Annotated in this window: 15 protein-coding genes and 1 pseudogene; 11 read left to right on the top strand and 5 right to left on the bottom strand. The window is 56.4% G+C overall.

Annotated features, from left to right (window positions below):
* Positions 1-230: 230 nt before the first annotated feature.
* Positions 231-1,733, bottom strand: coding sequence for an SDR family oxidoreductase (locus GGD46_RS31155; RefSeq protein WP_004126084.1), 1,503 nt, complete (start codon positions 1,731-1,733; stop codon positions 231-233).
* Between the two features lie 115 nt (positions 1,734-1,848).
* Positions 1,849-2,415 carry a nuclear transport factor 2 family protein gene (locus GGD46_RS31150; RefSeq protein ID WP_004126081.1) on the bottom strand — a complete coding sequence of 189 codons (567 nt, stop codon included), beginning with the start codon at positions 2,413-2,415 and terminating at the stop codon, positions 1,849-1,851.
* A gap of 999 nt (positions 2,416-3,414) precedes the next feature.
* On the opposite strand from GGD46_RS31150, the gene GGD46_RS31145 reads away from it, so the two are divergent.
* The gene (locus tag GGD46_RS31145) at positions 3,415-4,143 is read left to right on the top strand and encodes an aspartate/glutamate/uridylate kinase (RefSeq protein ID WP_004126078.1); all 729 of its coding nucleotides are present in this window, start codon (positions 3,415-3,417) and stop codon (positions 4,141-4,143) included.
* 76 nt (positions 4,144-4,219) lie between these two features.
* Here the strand turns inward: GGD46_RS31145 and GGD46_RS34105 are convergent.
* Together GGD46_RS34105 and GGD46_RS31140 are read right to left on the bottom strand one after the other, a co-directional pair.
* Positions 4,220-4,367: pseudogene (locus GGD46_RS34105) on the bottom strand (SOS response-associated peptidase); the annotation flags it as partial.
* A gap of 77 nt (positions 4,368-4,444) precedes the next feature.
* Positions 4,445-5,308 (bottom strand): isocitrate lyase/phosphoenolpyruvate mutase family protein, encoded by an 864-nt coding sequence (locus tag GGD46_RS31140; RefSeq protein WP_240535520.1) that lies wholly within the window; start codon positions 5,306-5,308, stop codon positions 4,445-4,447.
* Positions 5,309-6,041: 733 nt separating this feature from the next.
* On the opposite strand from GGD46_RS31140, the gene GGD46_RS31135 reads away from it, so the two are divergent.
* Complete coding sequence (locus tag GGD46_RS31135; protein WP_004126073.1) at positions 6,042-6,581, top strand: peroxiredoxin; 540 nt, start codon at positions 6,042-6,044, stop codon at positions 6,579-6,581.
* Between the two features lie 79 nt (positions 6,582-6,660).
* Positions 6,661-8,103, top strand: coding sequence for an RNA polymerase factor sigma-54 (gene rpoN, locus GGD46_RS31130; RefSeq protein WP_004126070.1), 1,443 nt, complete (start codon positions 6,661-6,663; stop codon positions 8,101-8,103).
* Between the two features lie 45 nt (positions 8,104-8,148).
* On the opposite strand, the gene GGD46_RS31125 is transcribed toward rpoN, so the two are convergent.
* Positions 8,149-8,805: a nitrogen fixation protein NifQ gene (locus tag GGD46_RS31125; protein WP_004126068.1), complete on the bottom strand. Its 657-nt coding sequence runs from the start codon at positions 8,803-8,805 to the stop codon at positions 8,149-8,151.
* Between the two features lie 484 nt (positions 8,806-9,289).
* Here GGD46_RS31125 and GGD46_RS31120 point away from each other — a divergent pair, with 484 nt between their 5' ends.
* The 8 genes from GGD46_RS31120 to GGD46_RS31085 all read left to right on the top strand — a co-directional run bounded on the left by GGD46_RS31120 (position 9,290) and on the right by GGD46_RS31085 (position 15,917).
* Positions 9,290-9,610 (top strand): iron-sulfur cluster assembly accessory protein, encoded by a 321-nt coding sequence (locus GGD46_RS31120; RefSeq protein WP_004126065.1) that lies wholly within the window; start codon positions 9,290-9,292, stop codon positions 9,608-9,610.
* Between the two features lie 25 nt (positions 9,611-9,635).
* Positions 9,636-10,277, top strand: a complete 642-nt coding sequence (locus tag GGD46_RS31115) for an iron-sulfur cluster assembly scaffold protein (RefSeq protein WP_004126062.1) — start codon at positions 9,636-9,638, stop codon at positions 10,275-10,277.
* A 47-nt stretch (positions 10,278-10,324) separates the two neighbouring features.
* Positions 10,325-11,551: a cysteine desulfurase NifS gene (gene nifS, locus GGD46_RS31110; RefSeq protein WP_004126059.1), complete on the top strand. Its 1,227-nt coding sequence runs from the start codon at positions 10,325-10,327 to the stop codon at positions 11,549-11,551.
* 195 nt (positions 11,552-11,746) lie between these two features.
* Complete coding sequence (nifW, locus tag GGD46_RS31105) at positions 11,747-12,130, top strand: nitrogenase stabilizing/protective protein NifW (RefSeq protein WP_004126055.1); 384 nt, start codon at positions 11,747-11,749, stop codon at positions 12,128-12,130.
* A gap of 181 nt (positions 12,131-12,311) precedes the next feature.
* Positions 12,312-13,163: an electron transfer flavoprotein subunit beta/FixA family protein gene (locus GGD46_RS31100; RefSeq protein WP_004126051.1), complete on the top strand. Its 852-nt coding sequence runs from the start codon at positions 12,312-12,314 to the stop codon at positions 13,161-13,163.
* A gap of 12 nt (positions 13,164-13,175) precedes the next feature.
* Entirely contained in the window at positions 13,176-14,288 is a 1,113-nt protein-coding gene (locus tag GGD46_RS31095) for an electron transfer flavoprotein subunit alpha/FixB family protein (RefSeq protein ID WP_004126048.1), read from the top strand.
* A 12-nt stretch (positions 14,289-14,300) separates the two neighbouring features.
* Positions 14,301-15,605, top strand: a complete 1,305-nt coding sequence (locus tag GGD46_RS31090) for an FAD-dependent oxidoreductase (protein ID WP_004126038.1) — start codon at positions 14,301-14,303, stop codon at positions 15,603-15,605.
* A gap of 12 nt (positions 15,606-15,617) precedes the next feature.
* On the top strand, positions 15,618-15,917 hold the full coding sequence (locus tag GGD46_RS31085; RefSeq protein ID WP_004126035.1) for a ferredoxin family protein: 300 nt from the start codon (positions 15,618-15,620) through the stop codon (positions 15,915-15,917).
* Positions 15,918-16,056: the final 139 nt, after the last annotated feature.

The following is a 16,056-nucleotide window of genomic DNA, read 5'->3' as shown; positions in this document are numbered from 1 at the left end:
CGTTGGGTCCATTCGCGAATGGTCAGCGGGCATGTATCCGTGGCTACTGATCCAATCGGCTTTTTTGATATTCGGGGCTTTGAAACAAAATCGCTTGCCGTTCCCCGGCCGCAAGTGCTCCTTAAAACTGTCAAATTCGATGACGCTCCGGATGCCGTTTGGCACACAGTGTCGTTTTCGATTTCCCGTGAATGCTTCCGATCGTGGGTAGAATACAACATTGTCCGAAGTCAGCCGGCGCCGACGTAGAGGGTCGATCCGTTGATGTATGAAGCATCTGGCGAAGCTAGGAAGAACGCGGCGTTTGCCATGCCTTCGAACTGCCCCCCGCCAAGGGCTGGGTTGCGGCGGCTGATCGCGTTCTGTGCGCTATCAGGTGTGTGAATGAAGCCAAGAGCAATCGTCGCAGTCCGAATGCCAACCGGCCCGAGTTCGGCCGCCATGCAGCGGGTCAGCATTTCCAAGCCCGCCTTTGATGCGCCATATGCATGGCGCTGGGCAATCGTCAGGGAGCGGTTGATGGATCCGATATTCAGGATTACCCCGTCGGGCCGCATCATTTTGATAGCCTCACGCGCGCAGGTGAAGGCACCGGTGAGGTTGACATCAATGACGCGCGCGATCTCGGCAGGCGTTTGCTCAACTCCCGACTTGCAACTGTCGGGCCAAGCGGCACTGTTGACGAGGACATCAAGCCCCCCGAACCGCTCCCGCAAATCGTCGAACAGTGCTACCACCTGCATTTCGCTTGCAATGTCCACGGATTTTCCAATGTGCTCGCCGCCGAGGGATTTTGCGAACTTCGCCGCCGCGGCGCCGTTTATGTCGGCAAGTACGACGGTATCGCCATTTGCTGCAAAGCGGCGAGCAACGGCCGCGCCTATGCTGGTCGCGCCGCCCGTGACGAGGACAATCCGCTTATTGGTTGATTGTGGCGGACGGGAAAGTTCGGCTTGTGGTATTTCGCTTACTCGCGGGTGCGCGTCGCCAGGCTGGTTGAAGGACATCCACCCGCCATCAATTGTCAGCACCGTGCCGTTGATACAGTGCGCATCCGGGCTGGCGAGAAACCGCACGGCTCGTGCAATTTCGTCCGGACGCGCCATGCGCCCCATCGGCACACGGCTGCGCACCGCCTCTAAGTTCGTCTGGCCAGCGTGTTCCAATTGCGCGACCATCGGCGTTCGCACATAGCCCGGCGCCACTGCCATCACGCGGATGCCAAGTGAAGCCAACTCGCAGGCGAGCGACTTCGTAATCGAGATAAGGCCCGCTTTCGAAGCAGCGTAGGCGTTGCGTTTTGGATTGCCAATTATCCCGGCCATCGAGGCGACGTTGATAATCGCAGCACCTGGCTGCATCCGCCGTGCGGCTTCGCGAGCCATGAGGAAGGGCCCGATCAGATTTACCGCCAATACGCGTCGGAAGTCGTCGATGGGGGTCTGCGTGGTCGCGGCCATGCTGGGCCCCATCGCCGCGTTATTGACAAGAACGTCGATGTGGTCGAACTGCGCGTCGATCCGCTCATAAAGGACAAGGATGTCCTCTTCCCGTGAGACATCGAATTCAAGTCCGAGATCCGCAGCGCCGAAACCGCGAGCCAGTTCAAGCACACCGCTGTCCGGGAGGTCCGCGGCAACAACAATGTCCCCGACATTGAGATGAGCGTCGACGAGTGCGCGGCCGATCCCGCCTGCAGCGCCTGTAATGATGACGACGCGTTGCTTTCTCATGAGGAATTCTCCTGACCGTTTCCCGGACCTTTTTTCCGGACAACCATCCCGACATGGCGGTAGACAGAAAGGTCACGTTTCCATTTCGCCGCCGACGAAGATCTGAAACCGCTCATCACCGAGGCGTTTTCGCCATGTGGCCTTCACGTTTCTGAAGAAAACGACGGTTCAAGAGCGCATAGACCGGATCGATTGGATATGATGCCCCGATCGGCTGCCGGAGACCGAAACGCTCCGTCTCGGAGGTCACTGGCGCGGGCTGTTCCTCGAACCAATCGTAGACGACAGTCCGCTCGGCGATGCGCCACTCACCTTCCCTTTTCTGAAACAGATCGCAATAACGGCCGCACAAGAGAACCTGACGTAGTGTCCTTGCCCCGTCCGGTCCGCGTTGCAGCGCAGTGAAGTAACTCTCGACGGCAGCCTCCGCCGGGTCGATGAACTCGATCAGAATGTTCGTGATCTGATGGATGTTGCGCTGTTCGGTCTTGAAGACACCGCGCGCGAACTCTATGAACCCCTCTGCCGAGCCCGAATAAGCGCCGTGATTGTCATGCGCATCCGGCCAGTACGCACTGCGCAGCGCCGCCTCGTCTGCCCGATCTATCCCGCGACAGTATCGATAAAGACAATCACGGATCGCCTCCCGATCAAGTAATTCGGTAATTTGTTCGTGGCGCATCGCTTTGTCGCTAATTTCAAGATGGGAAGAGGCATTCGTACATTGAGCGACGCCGCAACGGCGCCAGGATATTCGGAGCCGGCGGATCATCGAGGAGATGCTACACTTTGCACCTGGCACGGGGCGGCCCGCCAATATGCTTCTCATCTGTCAAACCGTCGTTTGGTTCGACGTCCGTAAGTTCGCTCAGCCGCGGCTTAAAGTTGTCGGGAATATGGCACGTCAGACCGTTCGCTCTTTTGGCTTCCATTGTTCTCTTCTTTGACAAAATCCGATTGGACGATTTGATACGGTCCGCCTTTTCTCCTGCCGACCGGATCGAATAATCGTTTACAGGTCAGCATCGCCATTCCAGCACCCATCCCATTCAAATCTCACGCCAACGCGACCCGTGTCGCCGGACGGAATGGTTTCGTTCGTCAATTTCAAATGTTTAGCGTGGGACGGCGAGAAATTGACTTAACAAAACCCGTGTCGGTTATCTGACGAATTGGACAGTGTGTGCGTTTGAATCTTCACGACGCCGCCTCTGAGGTGTTCGCTATCTTCAGCCCTAAGTCGGTAGGAAACATTGAGAAAACTTTTCGCGGGCTCGCTCTGCAAAGTTGGCATGGTTTTTGAGGTTGTTGCGACGCAGTGAGAGCCGCCGAGACATATTTCTCTCGTTGGTCGCTGCGTGGAACACTGGATCATGTAGGCCTACAGCTAAATGAAAGGCCCGTCAGCTTGAGCATCCCGGACAAAGAGCCGTAGCACGTTCGAGACGTCTCCAACATCGTTCGGTGAAGAATTGCGGAGAAATGGAGGAAGAGCGACTTTTCAAACGCGACGAAACTTCTCGACATTAGGTTCAACGTAATCGAGCTTGCTCTCCCAAATGGCGTTGAACGGATGCAGTTGTACGCTGCGGCTTTTCAGAAGGTCTCAGTTCTCCATCTGACATCGAGAAGCCCGCAAAACCTACATGGCGCCTTCACAGTGGCAGGGCGAGGTTCAGGCATGTTCACCCAAAGTCTTCCCCCATGCGGCTTTTCAATAGTTGTCAAGTTCCACGGAAGCCTCATGCATGATCTGTCGGTTTTTAGGACGGCTGTCGCCGAACTCGAGCGCTTGGTCGAGCGTGGACATCGAATTTTGGTCGTTCCTGGCGGAGACTTAAACGACAAGGCGATTGAGCGTGTTGAAGACCTATATCCTCCCCCATCGGTGATGACCCATCACGCGTGCGCTCTTGTCCAAGATGAGACAGGATATTTGCTGGCGAATCGTGCCTTCTCTTCGAAACTTGTTCCGTCTGCAACGTTGAGCGAATGTCGGAGCCTGGCAAAGGTTGGCAAAATTCCGGTTCTGCTTGCCTCGCGCATGCTCTTCACAACGGATTCGGTCGAATGGAGTTTGGACATAACGTCTAACGCTGTGGCGGCGTGGATTGCGTGGGTAACCAATGCTCCGCTACTGGCAATTCTGACCGATGTAGACGGCGTCTATCGCAATGCGGCAACTCACGATCCGGGGGCGTTGATCGAGGAAATAGATGCCCACGATCTTGCCGAGCTTGGTCATGCGTCAGTCGATGCTTGTGCAGCTCATTTCATGTCATTGCGGGGTGCTGCGGGGGTCGTTATCAACGGCACCCATCCAAACCGGCTGCGTGATTGGACCGAGGGAAAGCATGTGAGAGCGACCTACATCACCACAAATGAAAGGGTCCCATCATGTTCTGCTTAGTTAACGATAATGCCGACTTCAAACGGACGATCGTGGTACCTTTCTGCGGCACGTTCTTTCAAAATCTCGTCACCGATCACAGTGACGGCGGCTCCGCATCCTCGATAGGCTCGATGATATCGGGGCGGTCATTCAAAGCCCACATCCTTGCCGATCGGCCACATTGTCATCAGCTCGGCGGGAAAGTGTCTCATTAAGTCGTCCGGATCGGGCTCCGCAGACACCGTACCGAGGCTGACCGCTTCAGCTTACAAATGCTAATCACGCGCGCAGAGAGATACCGATTTTCGCCGAAGACGGTTCACCATAACGCAGCGGGTCCGTCGTCGAGCTTCGCGACCTCCTGCCCAATCGGCCCGGCGCTTGCTTCGGCGATGATCCAGTTGTACGCGGCCCGCATACCTGCAATCGCTGCACGCATCGCATGGTTGACCCAGACGACATTCGAGATGCCAGCCTCATGATGCGCTGAAATGACTGTGCGATAGTAATTCGAAGGCGCAATCATGATAGGAAGCCGTTTCCATTGCTTCGCAAAGGTGAGAACCTCGTGCGTCTTCGCTTCCCCCGAGTGGATCAGGATTGCATCGGCGCCGGCGTTCGCGTAGGCGTCCGCGCGCAATAGTGCCGCCTTGAGACCGTAACCGGCGATCAAGGCTTCGGTGCGAGCGACAAGCACGAGGTCGTTTCCCGTGGCATCCTTAATCGCCTTTAGGCGGCCGGAAAACTTTTCGATATCGTCCAGCGGAGGACGATTGCCGACAGAGGAATTCATTTTCGGGAAGCTCTTATCATCGATGCACACACCAGAGGCACCATGCTGCAAGAGCCTTGCTGTCATTAACCGCGCGCCATTCATGTTCCCGAAGCCGGAATCACCGTCAGCGAGGATCGGCAGGCCGCTGGCGTCCGCCATTCGTTCCATCACCTCTATCAAATGTGTCCAGCTTGCCTCCTTGACGTCGCGATAGCCGAGGCTCTTCGAAATGCACGGGCCAGACGCCCAAATGGCCTTGAAGCCCGCCTGCATGGCGACCGCCGCGGAAAGCCCATCATGCGCTCCCATCAGGTGCGTCAGGTCTGGGGAGGAAATCAGATCGCGGAGCGATTTCGTCGGATCCTCAATCGCCCCGATGCTCTTTGGAACGAAAACCTTTTGATCCATGTCATGCTCCATCAAAAATCGGAAAGTTCCAAGCGCAGCGAACAATCAAAGACGCAAGTTGCATGCCGGATGAGCGCGGGCGGCCGCACTGCACGACTTGCCCCGGCCGGCGGCCAGGCCTTGTAATCCAATCGTCGGTCTCCCGACATTCTTGTCCCGTTTCGCACATCAAAAGGTTGGCGAATGACCCCGCGAGGGAGAACCTAATCATTCAATAGCGATGACACGGCACGAACTTTTAATCTCATTGCGACCGGACACGCGGGCGCCTTGCCGAAGAGCTGGAGGGTGGCGCACGTCCCGATCTGGATATGATCGAGAGCAACAACAGCGGCACATCAGTCGGTGCAATGAGAAGAGCTGTCTCGGCAAATCGCTATGCCTAAGAACGCGAGCACGGCGGCCACGTCAAAGCCTGCCGGCGGTGCTCGTTCAAGGATCTGACATGACTATCCGAAACGGTTCCGTCTTTTGCGAACATCGGACGCTTGCCGATAACAAGCGACCCAACCGATGTCACCGCGGCGGAGGTCATTCGAGGTGAGAAGGTTGGGTCAGCGCCCTTGTCGGAGGCGCTCCTACTCAAACCCAGGCTCCTTCCGGCAGTACAATGATTTTCTGCATTTAAGGCAAATGGCATGGCGCTTGCTTGATCAATATATATCGACCGAGATCGGATATGCAGCCGCAATCGCCAAACATCGCGTCAATTGTCGGTATGAGGAACAGTTAGATGAACATCAAAAAGAAGGTTCCCTTCGTCACATTCCGGACGCGTGTTCGCGATGAGGCCCTACCAGGGCCGAACCCTTATCGGTGGAAAGACAAGACATCCGACGACTATTTCCGCGGCAAGCGCGTCATCTTGTTTTCGCTGCCAGGCGCCTTCACCCCCACCTGCACCAACCAACAGCTACCGGATTTCGAAAGGCTTTATGGGGAGTTTCAAAAGAAGGGCATCGATGAGATTTACTGTCTCTCCGTAAACGATGCATTCGTCATGAACGCCTGGGGCAAGTCCGTAGGGCTTCTCAACGTCAAGCTCATCCCTGACGGGTCGGGAGAATTTACTCGCAAGATGGGCATGCTCGTTGCCAAGCACAATCTCGGTTTCGGAATGCGCTCCTGGCGCTACGCGGCGCTGGTCGATAACGGCGTGGTAGAGCAGTGGTTTGAGGAAGAAGGCTTCTCGGACAACTGTCAAACCGATCCCTACGGCATTTCATCGCCGCAAAACGTCCTGGAAACGCTGAAGGCCACGGCCGCAGCATAACCACCGGAGGACTGAAGCCTCATAAAATGAAAAATTCGCGCGACGAAGTACCAAGATCGATAGGGGTTTCTCTCTTAGGATGCAGTATTTAGCAAACCTTCTCCAGCGCCAAAAGCAATCGCTGGTTATTACGCCTCAGCTCATCCAATCTATTCGCTTGCTGCAACTGGCGCATGGCGAACTGCATCAGTTCATCGAGCAGGAATTGGAGAAGAACCCGTTTCTAGAACTGGCTTCAAGTGACGGCATCGCCTCTGACGATGTCGTCTCGACCTCGGAGAACAGGCCCGATAGTGCCACACACGATGGCAAGGTTGATGCGCCGACAAGGCTCGAGGCTCCCGAGCCACTTGGAGAATGGAAATCAATTCGAAGTTCCGCCAACGCGTCGTCAGAGCACCCGCCGGGCTTCGAGGAGTTTGCTGCTTCTACTGAAACATTGCACGACGATGTCGCCCGGCAGATCGCCCTCACAGCATTCAGCTCACGAGATCGGCTGATTGCCGGTGCGCTTGCCAATCATCTGGAAAGCACTGGATATCTTCAGGTGCACCTATCAGAGCTGGCGGCAAGGCTGGGTGTCCACGAGGCTGACGTCGAGCGAGTCCTCGCGACCTTGCAGGATTTCGATCCACCTGGAATCTTTGCACGAACTCTTAGGGAATGCCTCGAGATACAGTTACGGCAGCAAGATCGGTTCGACCCTGCTATGGAAGCGCTGGTCGCAAATCTTGAGTTGGTTGCACAACGTGACTTTCGCGCATTGAAGCGGCGCTGCGGTGTCGACGACGACGACCTTCTCGACATGTTGCATGAGATCCGGACACTCGATCCGAGGCCCGGAAACCGGTTCCAATCGGGACGGCCGGAGGCCATCATACCGGACGTTCGAGTTCTGCCCTCGACCGCAGGCGGGTGGCAGATCGAACTCAATCCCGAGATGTTGCCCAAGGTGCTCATCAACCAAACCTATTTTGCCGAAGTCTCTCGTCTGACCGCGCATGATACCGGTGATCAGGCATTCCTCAACGAATGCTTCCAGAACGCGAACTGGTTGGTTCGCAGCCTCGATCAGCGGGCCAAGACGATCCTTAAGGTAGCAACTGAAATCGTCCGCCAGCAGGATGTCTTTCTGGAACGCGGCACTGCCTATCTTCGGCCTCTCAATCTTAAGACTGTCGCCGACGCGATCGAGATGCATGAGTCGACGGTGAGCCGTGTGACTTCGAACAAATACATGCTCACCCCTCGCGGCGTGTTCGAACTGAAGTATTTTTTCACGGTCGCGATTGCATCCTCGGAAGGCGGCGAGGCACACTCGGCCGAAGCGATCCGCCATCGCATCAGGGCAATGATCGCCGCGGAAACGGAGGACAGTGTGCTCTCCGACGACAATATGGTCGCCCAACTTCGGGAAAGCGGGATCGATATTGCGCGCCGCACCGTCGCAAAATACCGGGAAGCAATGAATATCCCCTCTTCCGTTCAACGTCGTCGAGAGATCCGTGCGGGATTTGTATAGGCGCCGACCAAGCGCTGACGATCTTGCACTGCTCGCGAAAGCGACTTAACGACGGGCTTCATCCGTTTCGGGGCCGAAGCACGCGTTAAAATCACTGCATTCCTGACAGCTGGGAGCGGCGCAGAGCGAGAAACCTTCAGCCTCGCAGAGCTTGCGGTAAAGGTACTTCTTCCACCTCATATTGTTGGTATTGCCTGCCGCTAGCGTCGGAAAATGCATGGCAAACAACCGACCAAGCTCGGCTCGGTCAAATAGACCAAGGTCCTGCCATAGATGGTCGTCGCGCAGGGCACGGCGGGCAATGATTTTAGCAAACCGGGCGCTGAATGGATCGTTTGGACGGGCATGCGAAAGTAGCAAGTCACGCAGGAGCTCTTCCTCCGTGCCGAGCTCTGGATCGCTCGCCTCTTCCGGAAAAAAGGCGTCGATGAGCTTGGCATGAAAACTTCGTGTCAGGATGTCCCGCAGCTCGGCGCGAGAAAGCCCGGTCGCCTCGGTCGCCGACGCCTGGCCAGCTTCAATCTCCTGAAGCGCTCGCGAAAAGACACAGGTAAGTACATAGTCGTCAAAGTCTATCTCCAAGCCCATTCGCAGCCATAGCCTGGCATTGGATGACTGTGAATGTCGCCACCGATCAGACATTAGTATCCTGGGACTGATGCTCTTTCCCTTTAAGATCTGGAATTGATGCTGATCTGACACGGCGCTTTTGCTCCTTCGTTTCATTGATCAAGGTCGCCTGCAGCTATAGCGGCCATGACGAGAAAGCTTCAAAAATTATGCCAGCCTGGCGATAAACAGCGTCGGCACAACTCTCCGGGAGTTTCTCAACAACGTGATGAGCGTGCAAATACAGATTGGCCAACGCAAAATGTCGGCTAATCGACAAACCAGACAATCGTTGTTGGTACCCAGGGCCTTTCCCGGTGCGCCTGCTACAAACCTTTTCCCAGCTACGATGACGGCAACGGCGTGAAAATGGCGCAGTGATGTCTTTGGCGGGCGTCCCCAAATCACGGGTGACTGCTCCTTTTTGATGTTGGACGTTCAGTGATGTCGGGCATTGTCGGGCATGCGCATGCATATTGCCAGCGGAAGATCCGACGCCTGCTCAATGCTTTTCTCTTTGGCACGGCACATGCAAGGTCATTTGCAAATTTCCCGACGACCAATGAGAACCATATTTATGATCACGCTCACAGAGAACGCCGTTGCCGCCATGAAGATTGCGCTCAGCCGAGCGGACGAGCCGGCCGAAGGCCTGCGCATCGCGGTCGAGACCGGCGGCTGCGCCGGGCTCAAATACCTGATGGGACCGGAGAGCGGCCCACGCGAGGGCGATGCGATCATCGAAACAGGCGGGATTACACTGTTCGTGGACGTAGGCTCTCAACCACACGTCAACGGCATGACGGTGGACTTCGTTACACGGCTGGAGTCCTCAGGATTTGTCTTCGACAACCCCAACGCGGCAGAGATGTGCGCTTGTGGCAAGTCCTTTGCCTGACCATCCGGGGTTGGTGTGAAAAGTCATGCGGAAGTATCGCGGCAAGCTCAAGACATCATTTTGCGATCACAAGGGCGCCCGCATTCTGCAAACAGCCAAATCTGAAAACAAGGTCGCATCTGGGGATGCGGTTGAATTAATGATGGGATTCGATCGGCCGACGGAAGCGATCAGTGCCGCAACACTGCAGTCGCTCCGAACCCGTTTCGCGATCGCCTGCTCGTCCGAGTTCATCGAATTTATTGTGGGCAAGAGCGCCTATGAAGCCATTCGAAACATCAATTGCGACTTAACGTATGTTGTCGACCGGCCGCCATCCACCTCGCCGTCGCCGTTTGCCTCATGTGTGGCGCAAAGTCGCGCGATCCGGTCACATGCTTCACAGCTGTCGAAGAAGCGACTGTTACGGTCCCTGCGGCGCTGTTCATTGAAGGCCTCGTTAGGTCAGAGACGAGTTTGTCGGCAGGCACAAAGGAAGGCAGCGTACTCGAGGTCCAAGAAATATCTTTGTAACCGACGGGGTTTTTCGGCGGCATGTCGCCGCGGATCGAGGATGCTTGGAGCTCGCCTGAACAAAGTTCACCGGAGCCTGAAATTGCCAGATAACGTTCCTGCAGCCAATTCGACCAATCGAACGCTGCGGCGATTGTTCTTGCCCGAGCAGTGAACGACGGAGCCTACCCGAGGTCACTCCGCCAACTGAGGATCGCTTCCATGAGATCTGTCTATCTCGACAACAATGCAACGACGCGAGTTGATCCTGAAGTCGTACAAGCGATGTTGCCGTTCTTTACTGATCAATTTGCCAATCCTTCGTCCAGTCACAGTTTTGGTGCCTCGGCAAGTGCCGCGATAATGACCGCGCGCAAACGATTGCAAGCTTTGATCGGTGCAGAGTTCGAGCATGAGATCGTCTTTACCTCCGGCGGCACGGAAAGCGATAATGCAGCGATCCTGTCAGCGCTCGAAATCATGCCCGATCGCACACAGATCGTGACGTCCGCAGTCGAGCATCCGGCCGTGCTAACGCTCTGCGCGCACCTTGAGAGGACGCGTGGCATAAAGGTGCACAGGATTCCAGTCGATCGGCATGGTCGCCTCGACCTGCGCACATACCGGGCTGCCCTCACCCCACATGTTGCACTCGTCTCGATCATGTGGGCAAACAATGAAACGGGCGCGATTTTTCCTGTCGCTGACCTCGCTAAGTTGGCCAAGGAAGTTGGCGCTTTTTTCCATACAGACGCAGTGCAGGCGGTCGGCAAGCTGCCGATGGACCTGAAATCGAGTGCGATCGACATGTTGTCGCTCTCGGGCCACAAGCTGCACGGACCCAAAGGGATTGGTGCGCTTTGGGTAAAGCGCGGCGTGCGCTTCGATCCGATGATCAAGGGGGGACATCAGGAGCGCGACCGGCGCGCCGGCACGGAAAATACCGCTGGCATCGTCGGGCTCGGCAAGGCCGCTGAACTTGCGTCGAGCTTCATGAAGGAAGAGAACGGACGAGTAAGATCGCTGCGAGATCGCCTGGAAAGAGGGCTTCTGCAGCGCATCCCAGATGCGTTCGTCACCGGCGATAAGCAAAAGCGGTTGCCGAACACCTCCAACATCGCCTTCGACCAAGTCGACGGTGATGGCTTACTGCTTCTCCTCGACCGCTATGGCATCGCCTGTTCTTCCGGCTCGGCTTGCACTTCTCAGTCGCCGCAGCCGAGCCATGTCCTGACCGCGATGAACATTCCCGATATCTCGAGCCACGGGGTCATTCGCTTCTCCCTGTCGCGTGATAATTGCGAGGAGGATATAGATCGCGTGCTCGATGTCTTACCCGGAATCGTCGGCAGTTTACGAGATGGTTCTTCGTTTAAGCCGACGCCGGCAAAGCGGCGAAGACCTTTGGCTTTTATGAAGCCTACGGAGACGGACGGAAACACCTCATGAAGCGGTTCACTTTCTGAAGACTCGATCTGGCTTGACGGAACCAGGCGATGTTCGTCGCTGTTGCGAGGCAGAAGAGCTCGGACTGGCAAAGCCACTTGTAGCCGTAAGAGCGAGCACTTTTCCTGCGGGGCTTTCGCGACCGCGGGTCATCGCACCGGAGCACCACAGAGCATCGTTCCAAACGGGGAGAATGTTATGAACAGTTTTTGCAACGCCAGTCGAACCAGCGATACGGCCGAAATCCTCGCGCGGTTGAAAAATCTGTCTGCCGCGGAGGAGTTTTTCGCGCTGCTTGACGTCGCCTATGATCCGAAGGTGCTTGACGTCTCGCGGCTTCACATCATGAAGCGGATGGGACAATACCTCGCCGAAGAGGATTTCGCCGATCTCCCGGAACAGGTGATTGCTGCCAGAGCACGCGCCATGCTTGAACGCGCCTACGAAGATTTTGCGACGTCCTCGCCACTTGCGCACCGGGTCTTCAAGGTGCTCAACGATCACAATCCGGCCAAGCCTGCCCAACCGGGTCACACGTTCGTGCCATTCGATTCTATCTTGAAGCGTTTCGGCAGGGAGTGAATGCGACATGGTTCCGGCTTGAACGATGTCGCGAAGCCGACAATGGCGAGTCCAGTGTCGGCACCTCAGCATAAATCATTGAAATTTCAAAGGGATGCCACATTCAAAAACCTTGGCACAGATAGTGCTTTAGAGGACACGAAGCGCCAAACCCGCCATTTAACAGCAGCTAGGAGACCACATGCACGTCGTAGTCTGTATCAAGCAGGTGCCGGACTCCGCACAGATTCGCGTCCATCCTGTAACGAACACGATCATGCGCCAGGGTGTGCCGACCATCATAAATCCTTACGATCTATTCGCCCTTGAAGAAGCACTGCGGTTGCGTGACGTGCATGGCGGCGAGGTCACCGTGCTCACGATGGGGCCGCCCATGGCAGAGGATTCGTTGCGCAAGGCGCTCACTTACGGTGCGGATCGGGCGGTATTGTTGACCGACCGCTATTTTGCGGGATCCGATACCCTGGCGACTTCCTTTGCTTTGTCGCAGGCGATTGCAAAAATCGGCGAGACCTTCGGCGCCCCCGACATCGTTTTCACGGGCAAGCAGACCATCGACGGCGACACTGCCCAAGTCGGGCCGGGCATTGCTAAGCGCCTCGACCTCCTGCAACTCACTTACGTTTCGAAGATTTGCTCCCTCGATCTTGATGCACGCGAAATTAAGGTCGACCGCCGTTCGGAAGGCGGTACCCAGATGCTGCATGGCAGGCTTCCCTGCCTCATCACTATGCTGGAAGGCACCAACGAAATCCGCCGCGGCTCGCTTGATGACGCGCTACGTGCCGCACGCAGTCAGATCGTAAAATGGAGCGCGGGCGACGCCGGCATCGAGGACCTCAGCAAGTGTGGACTGCGTGGTTCGCCGACGGTCGTCAAACGCGTCTTTGCCCCGACAGTAAGGACGGAAAAGGCAGAGCAAATCACCACCACCGATAAGGCGCTCGGCGATCTTGCTGATGAGTTGATTGTCGAAATCTTCGCCCGTCAGCCGGCGCTCGAACACGAACTCGCCTTCGACGCCAGCGCATAACGGCAAGGAGCCATGACGTTGACCGCAAATCAAGAAATACCGCGCCCAGCCGTCGGCCGCGCGGGAATGAAGAAAGAACTGCCCGATCATTTCAAAGACTACCGCCATGTTTGGGTCTTCATCGAAGTGGAGCGCGGAAATGTCCATCCCGTCTCCTTCGAACTGCTGGGAGAAGGCCGCAAGCTGGCGGACAAGCTTGGCGTCAAACTCGCAGGTGTCGTGCTCGGACCTCCGGGGGACGCCACGCAGCTGGCCATCGCAGAGGCGTTTGCCTATGGCGCCGACGTTGCGTATCTGGTGGAGAACCCCCTGCTCGAAGACTATAGGAACGAGCCCTTCACCAAAGCTCTGACAAATCTCGTCGCCACTTACCAACCCGAGATCCTGCTTCTCGGTGCGACGACGCTTGGTCGCGACCTTGCCGGTTCCGTGGCGACGACCTTGTTGACGGGGCTCACCGCGGACTGCACCGAACTCGATGTGGATGCGGACGGTTCGCTTGCCGCAACGCGGCCGACTTTCGGCGGCTCTCTACTATGCACAATCTACACGCTCAACTGCAGACCGCAGATGGCGACAGTGCGGCCAAGGGTCATGGCGATGCCGCAGCGCACGAACAAGCCTATCGGCTGCGTCATTCAGCATGGGGTCCTGATGGTCGAGGAGGAGATCGTCACCAAAGTCCTCGGGTTCATTTCCGACGTGCAATCGACAAATTCCAATCTCGCCTATGCCGATGTGGTGGTGGGCGGCGGCCTCGGTCTTGGAACATCGGAGAACCTGAAGCTGGCGAAGAATCTCGCGCGGGTAATTGGAGCCGAATACGGCTGTTCACGGCCGCTGGTCCAGAAAGGCTGGATGCCGGCTGATCGGCAGATCGGGCAAACGGGTAAGACTATCCGGCCGAAGCTCTATATAGCGGCCGGGATTTCCGGCGCCATTCAGCACCGGGTTGGCGTCGAGGGCGCTGATCTCATTGTGGCGATCAACACCGATCCGAACGCGCCGATTTTCGACTTCGCCCACGTTGGCGTCGTGACGGATGCGATCCGCTTCTTGCCGGCCCTCACTGATGTTTTCACCCAACGGCTGTCGCCGCACAGTCGCGATAAGCTTGCGAATTAGGGGGCACGGGTTATGAGCGGGGAAAAGTTTGACGCCATCGTGATTGGCGCGGGCATGGCCGGGAATGCGGCTGCTTACACCATGGCGAGCCGTGGCTTGAAAGTCCTGCAATTGGAGCGTGGCGAGTATCCGGGCTCAAAGAACGTCCAGGGCGCAATCATGTACGCGAACATGCTGGAGAAAATCATCCCGAATTTTCGAGATGATGCGCCTCTTGAGCGGCATCTCGTCGAGCAGCGCTTCTGGATGATGGATGACACATCCCACGTTGGGATCCAATACCGATCGGATGATTTCAACGAGTCGACGCCAGAGCGCTATACAATCATTCGCGCTCAGTTCGACCGTTGGTTTTCGCGTAAGGTGCGTGAGGCGGGAGCGACAGTCCTTTGCGAGACGACGGCGACAGAACTTGCCCAGGAAGGGGGCAAGGTGATCGGCGTGCGCACTGACCGTACTGGCGATGTCATACTTGCGGACACGGTCGTTCTTGCGGAAGGCGCCAATGGGTTGCTCGGCGCCCGGGCCGGTTTGCGTCAGACGCCGACTTCGGAGAGCGTGGCTCTCGCTGTCAAGGAAATACATTTTCTGCCAGAAGACGTGATCGATCAGCGCTTCGGTCTTCATGGCAACGAGGGTTGTGTGATCGAGGCGGCCGGCACCATCTCCCGCGGCATGGCCGGGCTCGCCTTCCTTTATACCAATAAGGAGTCGATCTCTCTTGGCATCGGTTGCCTCGTCTCCGACTTCGCCGCAACGTGCGAAAGCCCTTACGAGTTGCTCGAAGCGTTCAAGAACCATCCGTCGATCAAACATCTGATCGCGGATTCGGAAGTCAAGGAATATGCAGCTCATCTCATTCCCGAAGGTGGGTACAAGGCAATTCCCGCGCTCTTCGGCGATGGCTGGGTCGTTGTCGGCGACGCAGCACAGCTCAACAATGCCGTTCACCGCGAAGGTTCCAATCTCGCCATGACGTCAGGTCGCATCGCCGGGGAGGCTATTTTCGAGGTCAAGAGCCGCGGAGGTCGAATGACCAAAAGAAACCTCGCACTATACAAGACGATGCTGGACGATTCCTTTGTCATTAAAGATCTTAGGAAATACAAAGACATGCCGGCCCTACTTCATACCAATTCCCGCAATTTCTTCATGACATACCCGAAGTTGATGTCTGAAGCTTCGAAAAATTTCATGCGTGTCGATGGTACGCCGAAGATCGAAAATGAAAGGGCGACAACGGCCGCTTTCATAAAGGCGCGTTCGCGCTGGGGGCTGGTCAGCGACGCGGTGCGTCTGGCATTGGCTTGGCGTTGAAGGAGAAATAGGATGACCGTTGCAGTGACGAAGTTGCGTGTTGAGGACAAGCTTTTCCAGAATCGCTATCTGGTTGATCAGGGACGCCCGCACATTAAGGTGCGGCCGCACGAGCATCCGAGTGCAAACCTTTTGGCGCTAACACGCATCTGCCCGGCAAAATGCTATGAACTGAATGACAAAGGCCAAGTGGAGATTGCCGCCGACGGCTGCATGGAGTGCGGCACATGCAGGGTGCTGTGTGAGGCAAGTGGGGACATCACGTGGAACTATCCACGAGGCGGCTTTGGTGTTCTCTTCAAGTTCGGGTGAACAATTTATTGTTAAACTTTTGAAAAACACATTATGTCGTCACAGCCAGGCGCTGCATCAATTTTGACAGGAACCAGCTTGCAATTTCAGAAACTACCATTAGAGTTTCCGCTTATACAAATAAGCACAAACAGTGGTT

Source organism: Martinezella lusitana (genome assembly GCF_014207095.1).
Taxonomy (GTDB): Bacteria; Pseudomonadota; Alphaproteobacteria; order Rhizobiales; family Rhizobiaceae; genus Rhizobium; species Rhizobium lusitanum_B.
This window is presented reverse-complemented; position numbering and strand designations above follow the sequence as displayed.